This is a genomic window from Paracidovorax anthurii (assembly GCF_003269065.1).
Classification (GTDB): Bacteria; Pseudomonadota; Gammaproteobacteria; order Burkholderiales; family Burkholderiaceae_C; genus Paracidovorax; species Paracidovorax anthurii.
Window position 1 is genome coordinate 1 of record NZ_QLTA01000055.1, and the last position, 20,808, is coordinate 20,808.

The following is a 20,808-nucleotide window of genomic DNA, read 5'->3' on the forward strand; positions in this document are numbered from 1 at the left end:
CAAGGGAGCGCTTGCGGCCTTCAAGCGCTGCAAGCGCTCGCTGGGGCGGGTGCAAAGTGTGCTGACGGACAGCGGTTACACAGGCGAGCCCTTCGCGCAAGGCGTCAAGGACATCCTGGGTGAGCATGTGACGGTGCAGATCGCCAAGAGAAGCGAGTTGCACACCTTCAAGGTCATGCCCAAGCGCTGGGTGGTTGAGCGCAGCTTTGCTTGGCTGGACAAGAATCGGCGGCTATGGAAGAACTGTGAGCGATGGCTCAACACCAGCTTACAGTTCGTCCACTTGGCGTTTCTGGCTCTGCTACTCAGAAGATCGTAAACACGTTCTAAGAAAGTAAAGGGTGCCGTCAGGCGGCGCGGCGGAAGGAGTCCGACTGCGCGCTGCGCTGCAGCTTGCCGTGCGGCAGGCTCGCGAGGCGCGAGAACATGCGGCGGCAGTAGCCGGAGATCCAGAGGCATTTGTTCAGCTCGTCCACGGGCAGCGGGCCGGAGACGACCACGATGTCGTTGGCCGCCTGCAGCGCGCCGGCCGCGCGCAGCCGGCGCCGGGTGTTGTTGGCCCAGGAGGTGATGCGCGAGGGCGTGCCGTGCTGGTGCACCTCGCCCGTGTGCTGGTCGAACGCGATCGCCACGGTGTCGGTCTTGAGCTTGAAGCGGCGCTCGCCCGTGACCGCGCTGGGGGTTTCGCGCATGTCGTACAGGTAGTACGCGCCGGCTTTGAGCTGATATTGCATGTCCATGGTGACGACCTCCGAGCAGGCATTGTCGGGCGGCCCCGTGCTCGGCAATGGCGCGTAAAACGGCGGGAAAACCGCTCTTATTCCACGCGGAACGGGCGGCCTGTGCGGCCTGCCGGGGCTCGGGTGCGGCGTCGGGATGCGCCGCGCGTGCCATTGTGTCGGCGCGGCCCGGGGGCATCAACCCGCCGCCGCGGATAAACGGTAACGGGATGTGATGCGGCGGGGGCGCGGCGCCGTGCCGCGCGCCGCGGTCACCCATGGAGCGGGATCAGAAGTCCACGAGGCTCAGGCCCACGCTGAGCACCGTGCGCTTGCGGTTGTAGTCGGTGATGCTGTCGCCGTAGCCGCTGAAGAGCGCGGTGTGGAAGCGCAGGTTGCTCTTGATGCCGCCCAGGTCCTTGCCCACGGCGCGCAGCCACTCCAGCCGCACCGAGCCACGCCCGGTGGACGAGAACGAATTGCGGGCCGTCAGCGACAGCGTGTTGTCGCGGTCGTAGTTCCAGGCCACCTGCACCTCGCCCCGGCCCATGTAGTCGATGATGTCCGGGTTGTCGTCGTTCTCCGCGCTCTCGTTCACCCGCTTCCAGGCGCGCGCGGTCACGGTCCAGCGGTTGTCCAGCTCCATGCCGGTCATCAGGTACACGCGGTTCCAGCTGCGCGACAGCGGCAGGTTCTGGCCGTTGGACTGGTGCACGAGGCCGATGCCGCTGTAGCGCCAGCGCCAGCCGAAGGGCAGCTTGGCGTCGGTGGGGTAGACGTACATCACCTCGGGCTCGTGGTCGGTGGCGCGGAAGGGGCGCGAGATGTCGGGGCTGAAGAGCTGCCAGTACGACTGCTGCGTGTAGCCCACCCACACCGAGTCCTTGAGGGTCGGGTGGCCCTGCGTGAGCAGGCCCTGGGCGATCTTGGTGCGCACCGAGAGCTGGATGCGGTTCTCGGTGGTGCGGTAGTCCACCGCCGAGGCCGCGGTGTGCCCCGGCGCCGGCGAGGTCGGCTGGCGGTTCACGCTGTCGGAGGCCACGACCGAGATCGAGATGGGCCGGTAGCCCCGGAATCGGAAGGTGCCGCAGTCGCTGCCCGACTCCAGCTCCCAGAAGCGCGAGAGCGTGCTGTACTGCTCGTCGCGGCAGCCGTCCACCTGGGCCACGTCGATGATGCGGGTGGCCGGCAGCGTGGTGTCCACGGGCGGGGGCGGCGAGTTGTCGTTGCCGGCGGGGGGCGTGGCGCCCGCGGCGGCCGAAGCCGCCGGCGCATGCCAGGCCTGCTGGCCCGCCCACTGGTCGAAGCAGGCGAGGCGCGCGGCATCGTCGCCGCCCAGGGCCGCGCAGCGGCGCCAGGCATCGCCGGCGCCCGCGTTCGCCCCGGCGGAGGCCGGCGTGGTGCTGGCGAGCGCGGCGCCCGCCGGCGCGCAGAGCGCCAGTGCCAGCGCGCCCAGGCGCGCGGGGGCCGTCGCCGCCCTCACGGCGATCCGGCCTGCTTGCGCAGCACGAAGGGGATGGTTCGGTTGTCTTGTGCGTTGGTCCATGTTCCGCGTATCTCCTCGCCGCAGCTGCCTTCCACCACCCGGCCGATCCAGGTGGCGCTGATGTTCTTGCCGTTGACCGATTCTTCGAGCGTCAGGTCGCCATCGTCCACGTCGCCCGCGGCCTGCGCCGTGGTGCCGGCGCGCTCCACCGTGCCTCGCACGCTCTGTGCCAGCTCGGGGTGGGGGCGCAGGGCGATGCGCGCGGTTTCGCCGCCTTCCAGCGTGGCGTTCCAGGTGCCGAGGAGTTGGCGGTGCGTGGTGTCCTCGGCGCCGGGGCAGCCGGGCGTGGCATGCCCCGCGCGCGGGGGCGTGGCGCGGTCCGGCGTGGTGGTGCAGGCCACGCCTGCGCAGGCCGCGATGCAGCAGGCGGCGATCCGCAGCAGGGTGTGGCGGCTCATGGCGTTCCCGATCCCGTGGCCGCCTGCGCCTTGCGCGCGGCGAATTCGGCGCGCAGCGCCTTGAGCTTTTCGCGCGGGTCCTCGCGCGCGGTGGTCCGGTCCAGCGCCATCTCGGCGATGAAGCGGCTGGGCTGCGCGGCCACCATCTCGCGGCCTTTCTTGCGGCGCTTGGTCCAGCTCACGGCCAGGCTGCGCTGGGCGCGCGTGATGCCCACGTACATCAGTCGGCGCTCTTCCTGCAGGCGCTGCAGGGTGTCTTCGCTCACCTTCTGCTGGCGGCCCTCGTCGTCGTCGAGCTTGAAGGGCAGCATGCCCTCGGTCACGCCGACCAGCACCACGTGCGGCCACTCCAGCCCCTTGGAGGCGTGCAGCGTGGAGAGCGTGACCATGTCCTGCTCTTTCTCGCGCTCGCTGATGGTGGAGAGCAGGGCGATGGTCTGCGCCACTTCGAGCAGGCTCTTGGTTTCCTTGGCGATCACCGCGCCGGCGGTGTCCTCGATCTGGCCGCCCGCGCGCTGGGCCATCCAGTCGCAGAACTCCAGCACGTTGCTCCAGCGCGCGGCGGCCACGGTCTCGCTGTCCTCGCCGTCGTAGAGGTGCTGCTCGTAGCCGATCTCCTTGAGCCAGTCGGTGAGGAAGGTGCGGGCGTCCTCCGCGCCGTGGGTGTGGCGCGCGCGGTATTCGAGGTCGTTGATGGCGCGGCCGAATTCCATGAGCCCGTCCAGCGCGCGCTTGGGGATGGCCGCGGGCAGCATGCCGTTGAAGAGCGCGCCGAACATGCTGAGCTTGTGCTTCGTGGCGAACTCGCCCAGCGCGCCCAGCGTGGTGTGGCCGATGCCGCGCTTGGGGCTCGTGATGGCGCGCAGGAAGGCCGGGTCGTCGTCATTGTTGATCCAGAGGCGGAACCAGGCGCACAGGTCCTTGATTTCCGCGCGGTCGAAGAAGCTCGTGCCGCCCGAGACCTTGTAGGGGATGTTCGCCTTGCGCAAGGCCTTCTCGAACGGCTTGGCCTGGTGGTTGGCGCGGTAGAGGATGGCGAAGCCCTTCCAGTCGGGCGGCGGGTTGGCCGCCGCGCGCAGGCTCTGGATGCGGGCGACGGCGCGCTCGGCCTCGTGCTCCTCGTTGTCGGCGTCCACCACGCGCACGGGCTCGCCCTCGCCGAGCTCGGAGAACAGGGTCTTGGGAAAGAGCTTGGGGTTGGGCTGGATGACGTTGTTGGCCGCGCGCAGGATGGCGGACGTGGAGCGGTAGTTCTGCTCCAGCTTGATCACCTTGAGCGCGGGGAAGTCCACCGGCAGCTTCTTGAGGTTGTCCAGCGTGGCGCCGCGCCAGCCGTAGATGGACTGGTCGTCGTCGCCCACGGCGGTGAAGCGGGCGCGCTCGCCCACCAGCAGCTTGAGCAGCTCGTACTGCGTGGCGTTGGTGTCCTGGTATTCGTCCACCAGCACGTGGCCCAGCACGCGCTGCCACTTGGCGCGCACCTCGGGAAAGTCGCGCAGCAGGCGCAGCGGCATGCCGATGAGGTCGTCGAAATCCACGCTCTGGTAGGCGGCCAGGCGCTCCTCGTAGCGCTGCATGATGACGGCGATGCTGCGTTCGTTGTCGTCCCGCGCCTGGGCGAGCGCGGCGGTGCTGTCCATGCCGGCGTTCTTCCAGTTGCTGATGACCCACTGCCACTGGCGCGCGGTGGCGATGTCGGTGGTGCCGCCGGCCGCGTCCTTGATGATGCCGGCCACGTCGTCGGCGTCGAGGATGCTGAACTGGGGCTTGAGGCCCAGCACGTTGCCGTCCTCGCGCACCATGCGCACGCCCAGGGCATGGAAGGTGCACACCAGCACGTCCTTGGCCGCCCGGCCGATGAGGCCCTGGGCGCGCTCGCGCATCTCCGCCGCCGCCTTGTTGGTGAAGGTGATGGCGGCGATGCGCCGGGGCTCCAGCCCCGTCTCGATCAGGCGCGCGATCTTGTGCGTGATCACCCGCGTCTTGCCCGAGCCGGCGCCCGCCAGCACGAGGCAGGGCCCTTCGGTGTAGTGGACGGCCTGGAGCTGGGCGAGATTGAGACCGGCGGACATGCGGCAGGAAAAAGCGGGGGAAGAGGGAGGGGCGGAGCGCGGCGCAGGAGCCCCCGGGTGGCCGGGCGGCAGACCCGGCCCACGAGGCGGGTGCCGATGATAACGGGGGCAGCCGCGGGGCCGCGCCCCGGGCCGGGCGCCTGCGGATGCAACGCGGCAGCGTCCTACAGGCCCTACCCGCTTCTGAAAAGATTGGCAATGTCAATTGCCTCGCATGTTGCAGGTTTAATATTTTGTGGATTGATGTATCAAATTTAATCCCTATACTGGGTTCAATTCTGTCAATTTGACCCGCCATCCCCATGCGTGACGTGCCGGCAGGCGTTGCCGCCCATCTGTTGACCCCGCCGCTTTACGCGCGGTTCGTTGCCTTGTTCGGTGTGGCGGCCCGGAAGTCGCTGCTGCCCTGGCGCGAGGTGTCCGCGGCGGAGGCGCAGCTTTTGCTGGTGGACCATGCCAGCTCGGTGCAGGCCGGCATCGCGGCCCCCTGTCTCGTGTGCGTGGGCGGCTCCTATCCCGAGAAGGCGCCCCAGGCGCAGTGGGTGGCCCGGCTGCCGCTGGGCTACACGCTGGCCGACCTCATTGATGTGCTCGACCGCGCCGCCGTATTCCTGATGGATTGGCGCCTCCAGCACAAGGTGGGCGCCGGGGCCGCGCAGGTGCCCGGGCCCGCCGCCGTCCCGGCCGGGGGCGCTTGCTTCCAGCTGAGCGCGTGGGTTTCGCTGAATGCGCCGTTCCGTTCTCCGGGCTGCGTGCGCGCGCTCGCGCTGCTGACCCGCAGCCCGGTGACGCAGCGGCAGTTGTGCGAGCACAGCGGGCTGGATGCGGCCTCCGCGCAGGCCTTGCTGGCCGAACTCGCGCGCCGGGGCGTGCTGCGGACGTCGGCGCCAGCGCAGTCCCCGGCCCCTGTGCCCGCGCCAGGGCCTGCCCAGGAGGCGCCCAGGGGGCGTTCCCAGGGCTGGGTGCTGCGCCTGACCCGCTGGGTGCGTGGTGGCGGAGGTGTCGCATGAGCGGCGGCTGGCCCCGCATCGCCTTCGTGGGCCCGATGGGCATCGGCAAGACGACCGCGCTGCGCTCGCTCTGCGGGGACGTGATGGCATCCTCCGATGTTCCCAATCTCGACCGGGAAGCGCATTCCAAGGCCTTCACCACCGTGGGCTCGGAGTTCGGCGAGATCGACCTGGGCGAGGGCGTGCGCATGCAGGTTTGCGGCTGCCCCGGGCAGGAGCGTTTCGATTTCGTGCGCGAATGGGTCCTGTCGGTCTCCACGGGCGTCTTCGTCATGGCGGACGTGGGCTCGCCCTCCGCCCTGGACGATACGCGCCGCGTGCTGGCGGAGATCGCCGCGCTGCCGCGGCCGCCGGTGCCGCTCGTGCTCAGCGCCCGCCCCGCGACCCCTGCGCAGATCGAGGCGTTCGGTCAGTCGCTGGCCGCGGCGGGCTGCGGCGTGGTCCCCATCCTGGAGGCGGACCCCCGCGATCCCGCGTCCCTGCGCGAGGCGCTGGGCGTGCTGGCCTCCCTGTTGTCCCTGCAGGACGAATCCTGCCGACCGGAGCCCCCTCCATGAATTCCAAGGCATTGACCGTCATTCCTCCCGAGCGGGCCCAGGCGGCCCGGCAGGTGCTGGACGGCGTGGTGGCCACGTCCGGCGGCGTGCGCATGGCCCTCATCAGCACCCTCGACGGCTTCGAGGTCGCCTCCCTGGCGGCGGGCGGCGAGCCGCAGGTGCGGCGCCTGGCGGCCATGGCCGGCTCGCTCATGGCCATGGCGCGCGCGGTGGGACGCGAGATCGACCACCCCGGCTGCCGGCGCCTCACGTTCGAGACCGATGCGGGGCTGGCGGTGTTCCAGGCCATCGGCGGGCCGTTCCCCTGCATCCTGTGCCTCGTGCTCGAAAAAGACGCCGTTTTCGGCCGGGCCCTGTGGACCGCCGCGGAGGTGGCCCGCCAGCTGGGCCACGACGGTTGACCGCTTTCCCGGCGCGCCGCGGGAGCCTGCTCCGGCGGCGCGCTTTTCGCCAACGCCACTTCGTGAAGGACCCCGGCACATGGCTTCCCTGCAAGACTCTCTGAACCAACTCCTGGGCATCGATGGCGCCCTCTGCTCCGCGCTGGTGGACAGCAGCAGCGGCATGCTGCTGGGCAGCGCCGGCAGCGGCGTGGACATGGAGCTGGCCGCGGCCGGCAACACCGAGGTGGTGCGCGCCAAGCTCAAGACCATCCGCTCCCTCGGGCTCAACGACAAGATCGACGACATCCTGATCACGCTGGGCCGGCAGTACCACGTGATCCGCCCCTCGGCGGGGCACGAAGGCCTCTTCATCTACCTCGTGCTGGACAAGGAGCGCTCCAACCTCGCGCTGGCGCGGCGCAAGGTGCAGGAGATCGAGCAGAACCTCTCGGTCTGAGCATTCCTCCTCCCTTGAGGCGCCCGCCACGCGCGGGCGCCCGCCTTGCCCGGCGTGCGGCGAGAATGCCGCGTGCTTTCCGTTCTCGCCATCACTTTCCCTTTCTTCGCGCTGGTGCTGTGCGGCTATGTCGCCACGCGCGGCGGGCTGCTGCCGCTGGCGGCGATCCCGGGGCTCAACGCCTTCGTGCTGTTCTTCGCGCTGCCGTGCATGCTTTTTCGCTTCGGCGCGCGCACGCCCATCGCCGAGCTACTGGACCCGGCCGCGGCGGCCGTGTATCTGGCCAGCGGGCTGGCGCTCGTGGCCGCCGCGGTGGCGCTCACGCGGCGGCGGCTGGGCTGGAACGACGCGGCCTTCGGCGCGCTCGTGGTGGCCTTCCCGAACACCGGCTTCATGGGCGTGCCGCTGCTGGTGGCGCTGCTGGGGCCGGCCGCGGCGGGCCCCGTCATCCTCACGATGCTGCTGGACATGGTGGTGACCACGGCGGTCTGCGTCGGGCTGTCGCGCCTGGGCGATGGCGGGGCCCCTGGCGCCGAGGGCGCGCGGGCCGCGCTGGGCCGGGCCCTGCGCGGGATGGCGGCCAATCCCATGCCCTGGTCGATCGCGCTGGGCGCGCTGGCGTCGGCGCTGCGGCTGTCCCTGCCGGGCCCGCTGGACCGCACCGTGGGCCTGCTGGCGGATGCGGCGGCGCCCGTGGCGCTTTTCGCCATCGGCGCGGTGCTGGCGCGCGCGGGCATGGCGCGGCACCCGCACGAGGCCCTGGGCCCGCGCGACGGCCTGGGCGCGGCGCTCGCCAAGCTGGTGCTGCATCCGCTGCTGGTCTGGGCCCTGGGGCGGGTGGCGATCGCCGTGGGCGTGCCGCTCTCCGGGCCGGCGCACACGGCGCTGGTGCTGGCCGCCGCCCTGCCGAGCGCGAGCAATGTGTCGCTGCTGGCGGAGCGCTTCGGCGCGCACACCGGGCGCATCGCCCGCGTCATCCTGGTCTCGACGGCGCTGGCGTTCGTGAGCTTTTCCGCGGCCGTGGCGCTCTGGAGCTGAGGCGGGCGTGCGCCGGCGGGATCAGGCCACCGCCGTCAACAGCAGCCGCCGGCCGGCGATGACGTCGTCGAGCTCCTGCAGCATGGCGGCCTTCATGCCGCCCGACGGGTTCCAGGGCACCGTGGCCACGTCCTGGCCCGCACCGAGCCAGCGCCAGCCGGCGTGGCCGAAGCGGCTCGCGGCGACCTGCAGGCGCATGCCCTGCGGGATCTTGCGGGCGGCCTCGGCCAGCCGCACGCGGGTCAGCAGGGCCTCGGCCCATGCGAACAGGTCGGCGATCTCCGCGCGGGCCGGCTCGGGCTCCAGATAGGCTCCGCCCCAGGGCAGCTGGATGAAGAGCGCGATGCCCGGGCCGACGAGGTAGAAGTGCACCGCCCAGCTATTGGTGCCGTGACCGTCGAAGCCAACCACGGCATAGTCCGGCAGGTCCGGGTGGGCCTCGACCTCGGCCAGGAAATGATCGAAGCCGTAGGGCGACGATGCGACGGGCCGCGTGGCGAACCAGCCCGGCCCCTGTTGCTGCAACGCAGCCGCCAGCGGTGCCGGCACGGGGGGGAAGGGCAGGCGCTCGCCCTCGAACATTGCCTGGGCCGCGGGCAAGGCGCTTTCGCTGCCCGATTCGTTCAAGGGTGCATTCATGGGAAATCTCTCACCAAGTGTTGCGGCGTGCGGTGCTTGCATTGTTGTTGCTTTCGCGTTCGGGTGAGGACTGCCAATCCAGCGCCGCGTTGAGTTCGCTGAGGCCTGCATTGCTGCTGCTTTGGCGTCCGGATGAGGTCTGCCAGGCCAGCGCTGCGTCGAGCTCGCGCCCCACATAGCTGTTTTCCACGGTCAGGAGCTGCTGAATTTCCGAACGACTCCATTGTTCCGGTTCAATGACCCGGCCGTCGGCTCGCAGCCGGGCGATGTGGTCCTTGACGCCCTGATGGCGCTGGATCGCGGCGTTGACCTCGTCTTCGGTCAGCTTGCCCTCCAGCATCGAACGGATGTCCGTTTCCGTGACCGCGTTGATGGCGTGCTCCATCGTGGTATCGACCACCGGGGGCAGCTTCGTGCCGCGGAACCCATTGTCACGGTTATCAGAGGTCGTGATCTGCTGGATGCCGGCCGGGTCGGTCAGGTTCTTGCCGAAGCACTGGTCGTTGTCGATGCCCGTGACCCTGGCACGATCGTCCGGCCCGATGTGGATGAAGTAGTTGCTGTCATGGCGATCGACTTGCCCGGTCAGGTGGTCGAGCAACTGCAGCCTGGTCACCTCTGCGCAGACGTCGGGACGCTCCAGGATGGCTGCATCGACCTCGAAGGCCGGTTGGCCCTGGGCGCGCTCCATCATCAGGCCGAGGTCAGGGCCCTGCGGCCCTCGCCCGGTATCGATCAGCGCTACGCGTGTGTCCGCAATCACATGAAAGCGGAACGCTCTCGCATAGGAGACTGTCGCGATGTTGCGCATGGCGGTCTGAGGGTCATCCACCGGGACGCCTGTCTTCCGGGCGGCCCAGTCTTCCTCCACGTCGTTGAGCGGCTTGAAGACGGCGTCGAATGCCGTGCCCTCGGAGTCCATGACCTTGACCGCGAAGACCGTATTGAAGTTGCCATTGCCCAGTTGGAGGGGCTTTTCCAGCACCTGGGCATCCGTGAAAGCGGGGGTGGTCTCGGGCATGAGCTTCAGGTTCAGTTGCTCATAACGTTGCTGGATGATCATGGGACCCAGCCTGTCGAGCACGTTCAGCAGCAACTTCTGATCCTGCTCCAGGATGCCGCCCTGCCCCAGGGCGCTCTCCAGCGCAGCGCCGCGCATCGTTTCGAGGGCCTGCAAGGGGTTGATGTGGGCGGCCTTGGACAGCGCGAGCACGTCGGCGCGCACCAGTTCTGCGAACGCTCGTCCGCGCGGGCCTTCCATGGGCTTGGGCGAGCCTTGCAGGCGCGCATTCAACTTCTCGGCCATCGTGCTCGGATGTTGCCTCGCCGCGCGGTCCTTCAACCGCTGCATGGCTTTGCCGCCATGGGGCAGTGCCGCATAGGCCTGTCGCGCTCGCTCTGCCTGCTCCTGCCGGTGCTCCCGGGTCAGCAACTCGCCCAGGGTCTGGCGGCGCGCCTGCGGGGGCTCTGTCTGCCGCTGCGGTATATGGGCCGCGGCAGGCTCCAGCCGGATTTCGCCTTGCGGCCGGCTGGCGGGCTGGTGGTGCACCACTGCGGTGGCTGATGGCGTGGCGATCGCATGACCACCGGCCTGTGGGGAGGGCAATGGACTGCGCAGGGGCGAGATTTGCGCGGCCGCACCCTGGAGCCGCTGCGGTGCGCTGCGCAGCCTTGCGGGCGCATTGAGCGCGGCAGGCGAACGCGGCGCGGGAGTGGAGTGCGTGGCATCGGTGCCGATGCGTGGCGCACTGGGGAGGGAACTCCGAGCGATCCGAAAAGGGTTCTCCAGCAAGATGACTTTCTTTCTGCCGCCACGACGGTCCGGCGCAGATCAGTTTGTCAATGGAAGGCCCCTGGCCGACGTGCTGCTGCGAAGGGCCGTGCCGGAAGGCGAAAGCGCCATCGATCGCGTCCGCGAGGCCGAGCTTGGTGGTTGGCCTGGCAGCAGTCCCGTTACATGCCTGGGGGATTGATGACACGCCATAACAACTTCCCCTGCACGGCCAGGATTCCGTGCCGTGAAAATGCACCGGAATCCACAAGCTCCACAAGCAAAAGAGGAAATGACGATGGCCCAGGACGTCCGCCATGACCGATCGCTGTTCGTGATCCTTCCCAATCTCAACATCTGGAACGCCGACGATCCGGGCGGTAGCCAGCTTTTCCTGCGTTCCGCGAGCCGGGCGTTGCACGCCAGTCCGCGCACGAGGGCCGCGGCGCCTGCGGCACGCTGGGGCCTGGATGTGGATCTGGTGGACGAGGTGGCGCCCATGGACGCCGTGCTCGTCGCCATGGACGGGGCCGAGCGCGTCAAGCTGCTGCAGCGCGAGCCCGGCCTGCGCGTGGTGCCCGCCCGCACGCTGGAGCCGCTGTGGCTGCAGCGCTTCCGGCTCGCCTCGGTGCTGGGCGTGTCCGCCGGGGCCAAGGTGGTGCTGGACGTCAAGGTCGAGGACGCGGCCACCGGGGCCGCGATGGCCGGGGTGGACGTGGTGGGCTTCGTGGACCACGCCAAGCGCGTGGGCACCTCGGGCAAGACCAACGCCCGGGGCGTGGCGCGGTTGGTGTTTCCGCCGGGCACGGGGGTGCTGGATGCCGTGGCCGCCTATCCGTCCTCGGGGTACTGGCCCGTGAATGCCTCCAAGGTGCCCGCGGGGAAGGGCCGCTTCACGCTGTGCTGCACGCCCATCGACCTCGCCGTGCCCGACGCGCGGGGGCATTTCGGCTTCGAGGGGGAGGATGCCGACGGCCGGGGGGTGAAGGTGGCCGTGGTGGACACGGGCGTGAGCCGGCACCCGGACCTGCGCATCGCGCGCGGGCGCAACGTCGTCAAGGGCGAGCGGGTGACCGATTTCGCCGACAGCCTGGGCCACGGCACCCACGTGGCCGCCATCATCGCGGGCCGGGGCGCGGCCGGCCGGGGCGTGCGCGGCGTGGTGCCCGGCGCGGACCTGCACGCCTACCGCGTGTTCGGCCAGGGGCAGTCCTCGGCGCTGTCGTTCAACATCGCCAAGGGCATCCGGCAGGCGGTGGACGACGGCTGCGACCTCATCAACCTGTCGCTGGGCGGCGAGGGCGAGATGCCCGACGTGCTGCGCGAGATCCACCGGGCCCGCGCGATGGGCGTGGTCTGCCTGGCCGCCACGGGCAACGACTACCGTGGCCCCGTGGCCTATCCCGCGCATTACAGCCAGGTGCTGGCGGTGAGCGCCTTCGGCCGCAAGGGCACCTGGCCCGCGGACGCGGCCCAGGTTCTGGAGGTGGAGAAGCCCTTTGGCACCGACCGGCGCAATTTCGTGGCCGCCTTTAGCAACGTGGGCGACGCGGTGGACCTCACCGGCCCCGGCGTGGGCATCGTCTCCGCGGTGCCGGGCGGCTATGCCGTGATGGACGGCACGTCCATGGCGTGCCCCGTGGCCACGGGGGCGCTGGCGCGGCAACTCGGGCGCCATGCCCGCATCCTGGGCATGGAGCGCAACCAGAAGCGCTCGGACGCCATCATCAAGCTGGCGCTCAACACCGCCGGCGACCTGGGCTTCGGACCGGGGTTTGAAGGGGCGGGCCTGTTGGTGTAGCATGGTTTTCTTATGGGCCGCTTCGTTCTTCTCTACCAAGGTGCCGGCGATCCTTCCCCCCAGGAGGAGCGCTCGATCGTCTCCGCCCTGCGCAGCGGCAAGCGCGCCCGGCGCGCCAGGGTGGTGGACCGCATGCCCGGCTCGCTGCTCGTGGAGGCGCCCGAGTCCGACGTGGCCGGCGCCGTCTGCGGCCGCAACTGGACCTTCTGCCCCGAACGCCCCCTGGGCGCCGCGCCGCCGCACAAGCGCCTCAAGCAGGTGGCTTGACGCCCCCCGAATTCCCTTTACGGCCCGGTCGGCTCCTGCCGATCCGGGCCTTTTCACATCCGGGCGCCCGTCCGCGGCGGCCGCAGGCCCTGCGGGTGGTGCCCCGGCACAGGAGCGCTATCCATGGCCCGTGAGTCTTCTGGCACAGGTGCATCCGCGCGGGGCCTGACCCCGCGCTACCGCTTCGCGCCCGACGCCGCCGCCGCGCCCCAGCGCGTGCGGGCCGAGCCCGAACCCGCGGCGAGCTACGAGGACCGCGAGGGCTACCGGCCGGATTTCATCGATCCCGCCGAGCCCATCGCGCTGCCCGCCCTGGGCGAGGCCGCGCGGCGCGACGTGGTGACGTTCGCCTGGAAGGGCGCCACCACGCACGTGCTGGACTACACGCATTTCTCGACGGCGGTCTCGCGCTCGCGGCGCATGCCGGTCTTCAGCGCCTGCAACATCGACGGCGCGCGCGCCCGCGACGTGAAGCGCAGCAACGTGTGGAAGTTCGACCCCCGCATCCCGCAGCGCTACCAGCTCCTGAACGAGGTGTATGGCGACGAGAAGCGGGGCTATTTCAGCCGGGGCCACATGACGCGGCGCCAGGACCCGTGCTGGGGCGATGCCGCCACGGCCACGCTGGCGGATGCGGACACCTTCCATGCCACCAATGCCGCGCCGCAGGTGCAGCGGTTCAACGGGGGCCTGTGGCTGGGCATCGAAGACTACATCCTGGCGCATGCGCGCCGCGACCTGATGCGCGTGAGCGTGTTCACCGGCCCGGTCTTCGCGCCGGACGATCCGGTGGTCCACGGCGTGCAGGTGCCGGTGCGGTTCTGGAAGGTGGTGGCCTTCGTGATGGACGGCACCGAGGCGGTCGCGGCCACGGGCTACGTGTCGTCGCAGGCGCGCGCGATCGCCGAGGTGCGGCCGGCCTTCGTGTTCGGGGATTTCGAGAACCAGCAGCGCCCGCTGGCGGCCATCGAGGCGATGGTGGGGCTGTCCTTCGGGCCGCTCGCGGCGCGGGACGTGCTGGCGGGGGCCGGGCCGGATTTCGCGGCCGCGCTCAGGGACGTGCGGGACATCCTGCTTGCCTAGGCGGAACATGCCTCGGGGGGGCGCGCATGCCGACCGGCGCGCCACCATAACCCGGAACGTTATGGACTGGATTGCGGGATTTCATGCCCCGGAAGGCAAACGTTTCGCATGCGCGGAGGTGGCTTCGCATGCGTCATCGAACAGTCACGTAACACCCCGACAGTGACCTTGGCAGCCGCGTTCGCGCGGCGTTCATGGTTTCGATCGTCAGGAGTTTCTCATGTCCACCCCACCCTCCGCTGTGTCGGCCCTGCCCGCCGACGCCCGTGCGTTCATGGCGCAGATCGGCATCCATCTCGGCGTGCCGCCCGATGCGATGCAGTCCATGGAGTCCGGCGAGCCGTTCGTCGGGCCGTCGGGGCTGCTGTGCCGCATCCATGCGCGCTCCGCCGAGTCCGGCTGGCATGCCTGGCCCGAGGTGGTGCTGCCGCTGTCCGCCACCGAGCTGGGCGGGCAGGAGGTATTGCGCCTGCTGGGGGTGCAGGAGCAGTTGCTGGGCGAGGAGGGCTGGCACCTGGGGCTGGTGGAGGGCGGCGACCTGCTGTCCCTGCGGCCGCTGGAGGCCAGCGACGAGGCCGGGCAGGTGGCCGCGGCCATGGACCGGGGCCATGTGCTGGCCCGCGCGGCGCTGGAGGTGCTGATCGGCGATGACGGGCCGCAGGCCGGGGTGGAGCCATGACGGGGAAGGGGGTGACCGGCAAGCCGCTGCTGAGCGGCATTTCCGTGCGCTCGGACAGCGGCAGGGACCTGCCGGTGCCGCAGGACCCGCTGGCGCCCGGCCCGTCCTCGCGGCTGGTGCCCGTCTCGCAGGAGCTGGCGAATCTGAGTATGAGCCGCCGGCATTCCTCGGCGCGCCTGGACGGCAGCAGCATGCCGCCGCGCGTCACGCTGCCGCCGCCGGGCTCGGTGTCCGGCCGGTCCCTGGTGGAGAACCTGGGTGTGGAGGGCTCGTCCCAGCGCCACGGCAGCCAGAGGGCCGGCTCCGTCGCTTCGTCCTCGATCCATGGCTCGCAGTTCCATTCCACCGTGGGGGTCATGGGGGACGTGGAGTGGGGGCATTCGAGGCGCTCGGATTTCTCGCAGAGCAACCGCACGTACCTCCCGAGCCTGGATTCGCTCTCGCGCAGCAACTCGGCGTCGTCCCTCGATCTCGACGAGGTGGGGCCGCGCGGCGTCGATCGGGAGGACGCGGCCCAGGGCCGCGATGCGCCCGGGGCGGTGACGCTGGAGGGCATGCGCGCCGCCGTGGTGGGCTACCTGGCGGACATGCACCGGGCGGGCGACGCGGAGGGGAATCCGCTGCCGCTCGCGCAACGGGATCAGCAGGAAGAGATGGAGGCCGAGTACACCCAGTGGGCCGCCGAACGCCTGATGGAGCGCCATCGGGCCGACGGGGGATACCGCTTTCGGGACAGCATGGAGCCCGTGGGCTTGATGCGGGCCTCGGTCCCCGTGGCCTACGAGAGCCTGAAGGGGTTCATGACCTCGGCCACGCGCACGCCCTCCGGCGGCTCGATCTCGACCCTGCAGGACAACAACGACGGGCCGACCGCGGCCAAGTTCTGGCCGGCCGTGTACGGGGGGCTGCTCGCCGGGCCCGTCAATTACCTGACCGAGTCCATCGTCATTCCCTCGATGGACCGGCGCGCGCGCGTGGCCAATATGCCGCTATTCAAGGCGCTGGACCCCAAGGTGCTGGTGCCCGACCCCCCGCCCGTGCAACTGGAGGTCACGGCCGACGGGGCCAAGCGCTTCTGGCGCCCGGTGCGCGACCAGGAAGTGGGCCACATCGCCACGACCGGGAGCGTGGACCGCCCCACGCTCAACGCGCTGCGCGGGCAGGCCCATGACCACCGCAAGTTCGTGGAGACCCGGCAGAAGCTCATGGACGGCAAGGCCGAGGCCGCCCTGTTCAAGCCGACGCTCACGGCCGGCGCCAATGCGCTGCGGCGCTGGGTGAGCAGCCCCTCGACCCTGGCGTCGCCGTTCCAGGTCTTCGGCTGGGGCGCGGTGGCCTCGGGCGGCGCTTCGGCGCTGAACAAGGCCGTGCTGGACACGACCAAGGCGTTGCCGGGCACCGGACAGGTCACGGTGTCCGATCTGGTGGGCGGCACGCAGCGCATGAACCTCTTCCGCCTGGCGGTGCCCGACGAGACCCAGGAGCCGCTGCAATGGAAGGATGCGAAGCGCCTGCCCGGCTTCGCCCTGGACGTTCTCAAGGAGGGGGTTCCGCTGCTGGGCGAGGCCTTCCGTTCGGGCTCGGGGTTCTTCCATGCGACGCGGGACTTCGTCGTGCGCAGCGTGGGCGGCAACGTGGTGACCGGCGCGGCGGCCGCGGCGGCCGGGCTGCAGCTGGCTTCGATCGTGCGCGGGCTCTACGGCGTGCCCGCCAGCGGCGAGCCCACCAACTCCCATGCCAGCGTGCTGCAGCAGGCCGGGCAGAGCTTCATGAGCGAGCTGGGCTGGAGCGGCTGGAAGGCCCTGATGGGCGACATCAGCGGCGAGCTGGCCTCGCGGCTGGACCGCCGGCGCGACCAGAAGCAGGAGCGGCTGTGGCGCGAGGCCCGCGGGGAGATGCGCGCGCTGGACCCGGTGCTGGAGAACGTGCTTGCCAGCACCAACCTCATCCTCGATCCGCAGCTCGCCGCGGAGGAGGGCCGCGCAGGGCCCGCGGCGGCGCGCAATCCCGTCGTGCAGCAGATGGTGGAGCAGATCCGCGACCGCATCCAGACGCTGGTGGAGGTGAGTCCCCAGGGCATCATCGAGCACGCCACCGTGGCGGACACCGCGCAGATGCTGCGCAAGATGATCGAAACCTCCTACTCGCAGGCCACACTGTTGAGTGAGGGCGTGGACGTGCCCCGGCTGAAGGAGGTCATCGAGCGGCTGGAGCGCGTGGTCAAGCACCTGGAGCAGCGCGAGTCGCTGATCGAATGGCGGCAGGGGCGCCGCCCGCACGCGGATTAAAGATGGTTTTGCTATTAAAAATATAGCTTAAGAGGTAGAAGATACGCCGACATGGCGGCGAAATTCCATGAGAAAAGCCTGGAAGGCCCCTTGAGCCGCTGCGCGGCCGCCCGGCGTCAGATCGCCAGCGGGTCCACGTCCACCAGCCAGCGCACGAGGCCGCGATGGGCCGGGGCGGCGCGGCAGGCATGCAGCAGCGGCTGCCAGGCCGCCAGGAAGCGCTGCAGGGCCGCGCGGCTCGGGCTCTCCAGCAGCATCTGCGCGCGCTCCACGTTGGCCACGCGCTGGATGGCGAGCGGCACCGGCGGGAACAGGGTCACGTGCTCCAGCCCCGGCAGGGCCGCCTGCCGGGCGGCCTCGGCGCAGGCCCCGAGGAAGGCCTGCGCCACCTCCTGCGTGCGCGCGTCGGCGCGCACCAGCGCCTGGAAGGCGAAGGGCGGCATGGCGGCCTCGGCGCGCTCGGCGAGCTGCCGCGCGGCGAACGCCGGGTAGTCGTGCCGGCGCAGCGCCGCGTACACGGCGTGGTCGGCGTGGTAGGTCTGCACCCACATCTCGCACGGGCTGCCCTGCGCGGCCACGTAGTCCGCGTCGCGGCCGGCGCGGCCGGCGGCCTGCAGCAGCAGGGCGAAGAGCCGCTCGGGCGCGCGGAAGTCGCTGGAAAAGAGCGCGCCGTCGGGCTGCACGGCGGCCACCAGCGTGATGCGGCGGAAGTCGTGCCCCTTGGCGACCATCTGCGTGCCCACGAGCACGTCCACCTCGCCCGCGTGCACCTGGGCGAGCTGTGCCTCCAGCGCGCCCTTGGCGCGGGTGGTGTCGGCATCGATGCGCGCCACGCGCGCGGCGCGGCGCTCGGGCGTGATGACGTTGCGCAGCAGCGCGGCGAGCTGCTCCTCCAGCTGCTCGGTGCCGCGGCCGATGGGCGCGATGTCGGGGTTGCCGCAGCCGGGGCAGGCGCGCGGCACGCGCTGCGCGAACCCGCAGTGGTGGCAGCGCAGCGAGCGGTCGATCTTGTGGAACACCTGGTGGGCGCTGCAGTGCGGGCAGTCGCTCTTCCAGCCGCACTCGGTGCAGTGCAGCACGGGCGCGAAGCCGCGCCGGTTGAGCAGCACGAGGCATTGCTCGCCGCGTTCCACGCGCTCGGTGATGGCGGCCACGAGCGGCGGCGAGAACACCGCGCCGCGCGGCTGCTGGGCCATGTCCACGAGGCGCACGCGCGGTAGCGCGCCGGCGCCGATGCGGCTGGGCATGTGCAGGCGCAGGTAGCGCCCGCCCGGGTCGCCGCCCTCGGGCGGGCGGCTGGCGTGCCAGCTCTCCAGCGACGGCGTGGCCGAGCCGAGGATCACCTTGGCGCCCTGCTCGCGCCCGCGCCAGATGGCGAGGTCGCGGGCGGAGTAGCGCGCGCCCTCCTGCTGCTTGTAGCTGGCGTCGTGCTCCTCGTCCACGACGATGAGCGCCAGGCCCGGCAGGCTCGCGAACACCGCCATGCGCGTGCCCAGCACGATGCGCGCCTGCCCGCCATGGGCCGCGAGCCAGCTCTTGAGGCGCTGCGGGTTCGTCATGCCGCTGTGCAGCGAGACCACGCTGTCGGCGCCATAGAGCGGCGCGAAGCGGGCGACGAAGCGCGCCTCCAGCTGGGGCGTGAGGTTGATCTCGGGCACCATCACCAGCGCCTGGGCCCCGGGCCGTGCGGCCAGTGCCTCGTGCACGCAGCGCAGGTACACCTCGGTCTTGCCGCTGCCGGTGCTGCCGTAGAGCAGGAAGGGCCCGGGCTCGGCCGCGATGCGCTCCGTGGCCGCCTGCTGCTCGGGGCTCAGGGCCACGGGTTCGGGGGCGTAGGGGGGCGCGGCCTCGCTGGCGGTGGTGGCGGCTGGCCGGCGCAGGCGCCGGGCGAGCTGCGCGGGCGTGAGGTCGCGCAGCTGCGGCGGCAGGGCCGCCAAGGCCACCTCGCCCAGGGCGCGTTGGTAGTAGCGCGCCGCGAAGGCCACCAGCCGGCGCCAGGGGGCATCCAGCGGCGCCAGCCCCTCCAGCACGCCGGCGACGGGGCGCATCGCCGCGCCCGGCGGCAGGGGCGGGGCATCGGGCGCCGCATCCCACACCACGCCCAGCACCTCGCGCGCGCCCAGGGGCACCCGCACCAGGGTGCCGGGCGCCAGGGGCCGGTCGCTGGCGTAGCTGAGCGGCTCGCCCACGGCGCTGTGCGCGGGCGTCTGCACGGCCACCGACACGGTCGCCGCGGCGGGGCCGGCGGGGGGAAGAGGGGCGGAAGGCACGTCGGTCAGGGGGCGCGGTGCCGGCCCGGGATCGGAGGGGCGATCGCGGCGGCTGTGGATAACTTTGTGGGCATCTGCTGTCTGCCGGGGCGGGGGCCGGGGTTTCGCGGGCCGCTCATCGGCATGGCTGGATGCGGTGGTGGTGGAAAAAACCTTTATGAATCAATGAGCTTATGCGGCCTTCCTCACCTTCGGCATGCAGTGCGGCCGTAGCGGTGGGGGCGCCGCTGCACCCCGCGCGATGTGCATAAGTCGGCTTGTCAAGAGTGCCGGGCTGCCCGGATTTATGGTAGCGGGGCGTTCCCAACTGCGGTTTCTCCTGCACTTCGTCAGGCAAGTGCTTGATTTGGCGAAGGTTTTCGAGAAATCCAGAGTTTCTGTGGATAACTTTGTTGATATCCGCTGCGTACCGCGCGCAGAGCCTTGAAAACACGCGCTTTCGCTGGAATGCCCGTAAATTCGGCAGATCGTCAGAGCCCTTATGAATCAAGCACTTGCGGCGATGCGCAGAGATCGCGTGCGGCGTCACGCGGCGCCGGGCCGCGCGCGGCCCGTGCACCGCCATGGTGCCTGCGGTGTGCATAAGTCAAGGCCGGCCGGCGCCCTGGCGGCCCGCGCGCAGGGCCCGCGAGTGGCTGTGCACGGCCTCCACCAGCGCCGCCACGTGCTCGGGCGGCGTGTGCTGGCTGATGCCGTGGCCCAGGTTGAAGATGTGGGTGGGGCCGTGCGTGGCCGGGTCGGTGTGCGGCGTGCCGAAGGCGTCGAGCACCGCGCGCGCCTGCTCGGCCACGCGCTCGGGCGGCGCGAAGAGCGCATTGGGGTCCAGGTTGCCCTGCAGCGCCTTCCCCGGCCCGCCGGCCTGCCCGCCGACGAGCGCGCGGGCGCGGCCGAGGTTGGCCGTCCAGTCCAGGCCCAGGACCTCGCATTCGAGGTCTTTCATGGCGTCCAGCCACAGCGCGCCGCCCTTGGTGAAGACGATGCGCGGCACGTCCTGGCCATCCGGTCCCGTGCGCTTGAGTTGCGCCAGCACGCGGGCGGTGTAGGCGAGGCTGAAGGTCTGGAAGGCGCCATCGGCCAGCACGCCGCCCCAGCTGTCGAAGACCATCACGGCCTGCGCGCCCGCGTCGATCTGCGCATTGAGGTAGGCCGCCACCGCGTCGGCGTTGATCGCCAGGATGCGGTGCATGAGGTCGGGGCGGGCGTACATCAGCGTCTTGACGAGGCGGTAGTCGTCGCTGCCCTTGCCCTCCACCATGTAGCACGCCAGGGTCCAGGGGCTGCCGGAGAAGCCGATCAGCGGCACGCGGCCGTCCAGCGCGCGGCGGATGCCGGCGACGGCATCGAACACGTAGCGCAGCTTGTCCATGTCGGGCACGGCGAGCGCTGCCACGGCGGCCTCGTCGCGCACCACCTGCGCGAAGCGCGGGCCCTCGCCCTCGGCGAACGACAGGCCCAGGCCCATGGCGTCGGGCACGGTGAGGATGTCGGAGAACAGGATGGCGGCGTCCAGCGGGAAGCGCTCCAGCGGCTGCAGCGTGACCTCGGTGGCGTAATCCACGTTCGTCGCCAGCCCCATGAAGCTGCCGGCACGCGCGCGCGTGGCCTTGTACTCGGGCAGGTAGCGCCCGGCCTGGCGCATGAGCCACAGGGGCGTGTAGTCGGTGGCCTGGCGGCGGCAGGCGCGCAGGAAGGTGTCGTTGGCGAGGGGTGCGAAGGGCATGGTGGCCCGATTGTCGCGGAAGGCCCGCAGCGGCCCGCCCGCGCGGCGGGCCGCTGGCGTGACGCGGGGCGGGGTTTCAGGCTTTTTGGCGGGCATGTCGGCGTGCCCGC

At 70.9% G+C, this 20,808-nt stretch carries 20 protein-coding genes; 11 read left to right on the forward strand and 9 right to left on the reverse strand.

Translation table 11 applies throughout. The features are described from left to right. The coding region (locus tag AX018_RS20355; protein WP_146749253.1) for a transposase at nucleotides 1-319 on the forward strand (319 nt) is incomplete at its 5' end. Between the two features lie 28 nt (nucleotides 320-347). On the opposite strand, the gene AX018_RS20360 is transcribed toward AX018_RS20355, so the two are convergent. The 4 genes from AX018_RS20360 to AX018_RS20375 all read right to left on the reverse strand — a co-directional run bounded on the left by AX018_RS20360 (nucleotide 348) and on the right by AX018_RS20375 (nucleotide 4,735). Next, nucleotides 348-740, reverse strand: coding sequence for a hypothetical protein (locus tag AX018_RS20360; RefSeq protein ID WP_111881226.1), 393 nt, complete (start codon nucleotides 738-740; stop codon nucleotides 348-350). 268 nt (nucleotides 741-1,008) lie between these two features. Continuing rightward, nucleotides 1,009-2,265 carry a phospholipase A gene (locus AX018_RS20365; protein WP_111881150.1) on the reverse strand — a complete coding sequence of 419 codons (1,257 nt, stop codon included), beginning with the start codon at nucleotides 2,263-2,265 and terminating at the stop codon, nucleotides 1,009-1,011. Then, entirely contained in the window at nucleotides 2,199-2,663 is a 465-nt protein-coding gene (locus AX018_RS20370; RefSeq protein ID WP_111881153.1) for a hypothetical protein, read from the reverse strand. The genes AX018_RS20365 and AX018_RS20370 overlap by 67 nt, the downstream gene beginning before the upstream one ends. Continuing rightward, complete coding sequence (locus AX018_RS20375; protein ID WP_111881155.1) at nucleotides 2,660-4,735, reverse strand: ATP-dependent helicase; 2,076 nt, start codon at nucleotides 4,733-4,735, stop codon at nucleotides 2,660-2,662. Before AX018_RS20375 ends, AX018_RS20370 begins: the two co-directional genes overlap by 4 nt. 338 nt (nucleotides 4,736-5,073) lie before the next feature. Here AX018_RS20375 and AX018_RS20380 point away from each other — a divergent pair, with 338 nt between their 5' ends. The 5 genes from AX018_RS20380 (at nucleotide 5,074) to AX018_RS20400 (ending at nucleotide 8,180) form a co-directional block, all read left to right on the forward strand. After that, the gene (locus tag AX018_RS20380; RefSeq protein ID WP_146749381.1) at nucleotides 5,074-5,745 is read left to right on the forward strand and encodes a MarR family transcriptional regulator; all 672 of its coding nucleotides are present in this window, start codon (nucleotides 5,074-5,076) and stop codon (nucleotides 5,743-5,745) included. Continuing rightward, a complete protein-coding gene (locus tag AX018_RS20385; protein ID WP_111881160.1) occupies nucleotides 5,742-6,302 on the forward strand; it encodes a GTP-binding protein in 561 nt (186 codons plus the stop codon). The genes AX018_RS20380 and AX018_RS20385 overlap by 4 nt, the downstream gene beginning before the upstream one ends. Further along, a complete protein-coding gene (locus AX018_RS20390; protein ID WP_111881163.1) occupies nucleotides 6,299-6,703 on the forward strand; it encodes a roadblock/LC7 domain-containing protein in 405 nt (134 codons plus the stop codon). The genes AX018_RS20385 and AX018_RS20390 overlap by 4 nt, the downstream gene beginning before the upstream one ends. 79 nt (nucleotides 6,704-6,782) lie before the next feature. Then, nucleotides 6,783-7,142, forward strand: a complete 360-nt coding sequence (locus tag AX018_RS20395) for a hypothetical protein (protein ID WP_111881165.1) — start codon at nucleotides 6,783-6,785, stop codon at nucleotides 7,140-7,142. A 72-nt stretch (nucleotides 7,143-7,214) separates the two neighbouring features. After that, nucleotides 7,215-8,180: an AEC family transporter gene (locus AX018_RS20400; protein ID WP_111881168.1), complete on the forward strand. Its 966-nt coding sequence runs from the start codon at nucleotides 7,215-7,217 to the stop codon at nucleotides 8,178-8,180. Nucleotides 8,181-8,201: 21 nt separating this feature from the next. On the opposite strand, the gene AX018_RS20405 is transcribed toward AX018_RS20400, so the two are convergent. After that, nucleotides 8,202-8,819, reverse strand: coding sequence for a hypothetical protein (locus tag AX018_RS20405; RefSeq protein WP_111881170.1), 618 nt, complete (start codon nucleotides 8,817-8,819; stop codon nucleotides 8,202-8,204). A gap of 10 nt (nucleotides 8,820-8,829) precedes the next feature. After that, on the reverse strand, nucleotides 8,830-10,611 hold the full coding sequence (locus tag AX018_RS25490; RefSeq protein ID WP_211322489.1) for a hypothetical protein: 1,782 nt from the start codon (nucleotides 10,609-10,611) through the stop codon (nucleotides 8,830-8,832). A gap of 277 nt (nucleotides 10,612-10,888) precedes the next feature. Here AX018_RS25490 and AX018_RS20420 point away from each other — a divergent pair, with 277 nt between their 5' ends. From AX018_RS20420 to xopF2, 5 genes are all read left to right on the forward strand, one after another. Then, nucleotides 10,889-12,391 (forward strand): S8 family peptidase, encoded by a 1,503-nt coding sequence (locus AX018_RS20420; protein ID WP_146749382.1) that lies wholly within the window; start codon nucleotides 10,889-10,891, stop codon nucleotides 12,389-12,391. A 12-nt stretch (nucleotides 12,392-12,403) separates the two neighbouring features. Then, nucleotides 12,404-12,658, forward strand: coding sequence for a hypothetical protein (locus AX018_RS20425; protein WP_111881178.1), 255 nt, complete (start codon nucleotides 12,404-12,406; stop codon nucleotides 12,656-12,658). Between the two features lie 123 nt (nucleotides 12,659-12,781). Beyond that, the gene (locus AX018_RS20430; RefSeq protein WP_111881181.1) at nucleotides 12,782-13,741 is read left to right on the forward strand and encodes a DNA/RNA non-specific endonuclease; all 960 of its coding nucleotides are present in this window, start codon (nucleotides 12,782-12,784) and stop codon (nucleotides 13,739-13,741) included. Between the two features lie 220 nt (nucleotides 13,742-13,961). Further along, entirely contained in the window at nucleotides 13,962-14,420 is a 459-nt protein-coding gene (gene hap3 / locus AX018_RS20435) for an Hpa3 family type III secretion system protein (protein ID WP_111881184.1), read from the forward strand. Next, entirely contained in the window at nucleotides 14,417-16,708 is a 2,292-nt protein-coding gene (xopF2, locus tag AX018_RS20440; RefSeq protein ID WP_111881186.1) for a type III secretion system effector XopF2, read from the forward strand. The genes hap3 and xopF2 overlap by 4 nt, the downstream gene beginning before the upstream one ends. Before the next feature lie 116 nt (nucleotides 16,709-16,824). On the opposite strand, the gene priA is transcribed toward xopF2, so the two are convergent. From priA to hemE, 3 genes are all read right to left on the reverse strand, one after another. After that, nucleotides 16,825-18,978: a replication restart helicase PriA gene (gene priA, locus AX018_RS20445; RefSeq protein ID WP_211322490.1), complete on the reverse strand. Its 2,154-nt coding sequence runs from the start codon at nucleotides 18,976-18,978 to the stop codon at nucleotides 16,825-16,827. 115 nt (nucleotides 18,979-19,093) lie between these two features. Then, complete coding sequence (locus AX018_RS24940; protein WP_146749383.1) at nucleotides 19,094-19,561, reverse strand: hypothetical protein; 468 nt, start codon at nucleotides 19,559-19,561, stop codon at nucleotides 19,094-19,096. A gap of 3 nt (nucleotides 19,562-19,564) precedes the next feature. Next, nucleotides 19,565-20,698, reverse strand: a complete 1,134-nt coding sequence (gene hemE / locus AX018_RS20450) for a uroporphyrinogen decarboxylase (RefSeq protein WP_111881228.1) — start codon at nucleotides 20,696-20,698, stop codon at nucleotides 19,565-19,567. Nucleotides 20,699-20,808: the final 110 nt, after the last annotated feature.

What these genes read in the sequence shown, in the direction of transcription:
- AX018_RS20375 (WP_111881155.1), bottom strand. Translation starts at nt 4,735, where the DNA reads ATGTCCGCCGGTCTCAATCTCGCCCAGCTCCAGGCCGTCCACTACACC.
- AX018_RS20385 (WP_111881160.1), top strand. Translation starts at nt 5,742, where the DNA reads ATGAGCGGCGGCTGGCCCCGCATCGCCTTCGTGGGCCCGATGGGCATC.
- AX018_RS20390 (WP_111881163.1), top strand. Translation starts at nt 6,299, where the DNA reads ATGAATTCCAAGGCATTGACCGTCATTCCTCCCGAGCGGGCCCAGGCG.
- AX018_RS20425 (WP_111881178.1), top strand. Translation starts at nt 12,404, where the DNA reads ATGGGCCGCTTCGTTCTTCTCTACCAAGGTGCCGGCGATCCTTCCCCC.
- AX018_RS20405 (WP_111881170.1), bottom strand. Translation starts at nt 8,819, where the DNA reads ATGAATGCACCCTTGAACGAATCGGGCAGCGAAAGCGCCTTGCCCGCG.
- AX018_RS24940 (WP_146749383.1), bottom strand. Translation starts at nt 19,561, where the DNA reads ATGCACACCGCAGGCACCATGGCGGTGCACGGGCCGCGCGCGGCCCGG.
- AX018_RS20360 (WP_111881226.1), bottom strand. Translation starts at nt 740, where the DNA reads ATGGACATGCAATATCAGCTCAAAGCCGGCGCGTACTACCTGTACGAC.
- AX018_RS20365 (WP_111881150.1), bottom strand. Translation starts at nt 2,265, where the DNA reads ATGGACCAACGCACAAGACAACCGAACCATCCCCTTCGTGCTGCGCAA.
- xopF2 (WP_111881186.1), top strand. Translation starts at nt 14,417, where the DNA reads ATGACGGGGAAGGGGGTGACCGGCAAGCCGCTGCTGAGCGGCATTTCC.
- AX018_RS20420 (WP_146749382.1), top strand. Translation starts at nt 10,889, where the DNA reads ATGGCCCAGGACGTCCGCCATGACCGATCGCTGTTCGTGATCCTTCCC.
- hemE (WP_111881228.1), bottom strand. Translation starts at nt 20,698, where the DNA reads ATGCCCTTCGCACCCCTCGCCAACGACACCTTCCTGCGCGCCTGCCGC.
- AX018_RS20370 (WP_111881153.1), bottom strand. Translation starts at nt 2,663, where the DNA reads ATGAGCCGCCACACCCTGCTGCGGATCGCCGCCTGCTGCATCGCGGCC.
- AX018_RS20430 (WP_111881181.1), top strand. Translation starts at nt 12,782, where the DNA reads ATGGCCCGTGAGTCTTCTGGCACAGGTGCATCCGCGCGGGGCCTGACC.
- AX018_RS20395 (WP_111881165.1), top strand. Translation starts at nt 6,783, where the DNA reads ATGGCTTCCCTGCAAGACTCTCTGAACCAACTCCTGGGCATCGATGGC.
- hap3 (WP_111881184.1), top strand. Translation starts at nt 13,962, where the DNA reads ATGTCCACCCCACCCTCCGCTGTGTCGGCCCTGCCCGCCGACGCCCGT.